At 64.7% G+C, this 2,157-nt stretch carries 1 protein-coding gene and 1 pseudogene; both read right to left on the bottom strand.

Going from position 1 to position 2,157, the window contains the following annotated elements; genetic code table 11:
* Window positions 1-711 (bottom strand): SDR family oxidoreductase (locus tag EOA22_RS31295; protein WP_164756097.1); only part of this gene is annotated, 711 nt, incomplete at its 3' end.
* A gap of 11 nt (window positions 712-722) precedes the next feature.
* Window positions 723-2,157 (bottom strand): annotated as a pseudogene (locus EOA22_RS31290) (dihydroxy-acid dehydratase); the annotation flags it as partial.

Raw genomic sequence — 2,157 nt, 5'->3', positions numbered from 1 at the left:
GAACAGCGCCATGCGCGCGATATCGGAGGGTTGCAGCCGGTCGGGCAGGCACTGCCTTTCCGCGATCTGGCGTTCGCCGGCCGGGTCCAGCCACAGGCGCATCTGGCGCTCTGTCATCACCCAGCCCGGCACCATGCAGTTGACGCGGATGCGCTCAGGGCCAAGCTCGCGGGCCAGCGCCCGCGTCATGCCGTAAATACCCGCTTTCGCGGTGACATAGGCTGGGCAATCCGGATCGCCGACCATCCAGGTGATGGAGCCGAAGTTGATGATCGAGCCGCCGCCCTGCGCGCTCATCTGCGGACGCACTGCCTGCGCCGCGAAAAACTGGTGGCGCAGATTGACCGCCATGCGGTCGTCCCAATAGGCAACCGTCACATCCTTGGTCTGGTGGCGGTCGTCATTGCCGGCATTGTTGCACAGCGCTTGGATGGGGCCATTGTGCTGCATTGCCTGCACGGTTGCCGCCTGCAACTCTTCGACGTTGCGCAGGTCGCATGGAATGAACAGCGGCGCGGCATGTCCGTCGGCCGCAATCGCGTCGACCAGACGTTGGGATGGTTCTTCGGCCATGTCAACGAAGGCGACGCGGCTGCCCTGGGCGCAGAAATGGCGCACCAGGCTTTCGCCGATGCCGCTGCCGCCGCCTGTTATGAAGACGCTGCGGCCCTTGAGGCTTGGATAGATCGCGTAGCCGATTTCATCCGTCATCGCGCGCCTCTCTAGTGCGAATGTCGAGGAATGCCGGCATCGCGCCGGCCGACGAGAAAGTCGAAATCGCAGCCCTTGTCGGCCTGCAGCACGCGCTCGACATAAAGGCTCTGGTAGCCGCCCTCCGGCGACGCCGGCGGCTTCCAGTCACGCCGGCGGATGGCGAGCTCCTCTTCCGACACCAAAAGTTCCAACCGGCGGCCGGCGACGTCGAGCTCGATGAGGTCGCCGTCGCGCACCAGCGCCAGCGCGCCGCCTGCGGCTGCTTCCGGCGCCACATGCAGAACCACGGTGCCGTAGGCGGTGCCGCTCATGCGCGCGTCCGAAATGCGCACCATGTCGGAGATGCCTAGCTTGAGCAGTTTGGCCGGCAGCGGCATGTTGCCGACCTCGGCCATTCCGGGATAACCGCGCGGCCCGCAGTTCTTCAGCACCATCACCGAGGTGGCGTCGATGTCCAACTCCGGATCGTCGATGCGGGCGTAGTAATGCTCGATGTTTTCGAACACCACCGCCTTGCCGCGATGCTGCATCAGCTCGGGCGTTGCCGCGGACGGCTTGATGACCGCGCCGTCAGGCGCCAGATTGCCGCGCAGGATCGAAATGCCGCCTTCCTTGGTCAGCGGCTGGCTCAGCGGCCGGATCACCTCGCTGTTGTAGTTCGGCGCGCCGTCGATCAATTCACCGATGGTCTTGGCGCTGACGGTCATGGCGTCGCGATGAAGAAGCCCCACTTCATCAAGCGACGCCATGACCGCAGCTAGCCCCCCGGCGTAGTAGAAATCTTCCATCAGGAACCGGCCCGACGGCATCAAATCGACAATAGTTGGAACGTCACGACCTAGGCGGTCCCAGTCTTCGAGGCTGAGATCGACACCGATCCGGTTGGCGATGGCGATCAGATGCAGCACCGCATTGGTCGAGCCACCGATCGCGCCGTTGACGCGAATGGCGTTCTCGAACGCTTGCCTGGTGAGGATCTCCGCGATCCTAACGTCCCTGCGCACCAGATCGACGATCTGGCGTCCGGCCATCTGGGCGAGCACGCCACGGCGCGAATCCACCGCCGGGATCGCGGCATTGTCCGGCATGCCGATGCCGAGCGCTTCGACCATGCTGGCCATGGTCGAGGCTGTGCCCATCGTCATGCAGCTGCCCGCCGATCGGCTTTGGCCCTGCTCGGCGGCGAGAAAGTCGGCAACCGGCATGCGGCCGGCTTAACCCTCCTCGGCGAATTTCCAGACATGGGTGCCCGAGCCGATATCCTGTCCGCGGAACTTGCCGTTGAGCATCGGCCCGCCGGAAACGGCGATGGTCGGCAGGTTGCACGACGCAGCCCCCATCAGCAGCGCCGGTGTGGTCTTGTCGCAACCGACCAGCAGGATGACGCCATCGATCGGATTGCCGCGGATGGACTCTTCGACATCCATGCTGACCAGATTGCGA

Origin of the sequence: Mesorhizobium sp. M7A.F.Ca.US.014.04.1.1, from assembly GCF_003998745.1 — a bacterium.
Taxonomy (GTDB): Bacteria; Pseudomonadota; Alphaproteobacteria; order Rhizobiales; family Rhizobiaceae; genus Mesorhizobium; species Mesorhizobium ciceri.
The sequence above is the reverse complement of the archived record's forward strand: the minus strand, read 5'-3'. Positions and strand labels throughout refer to the sequence as shown.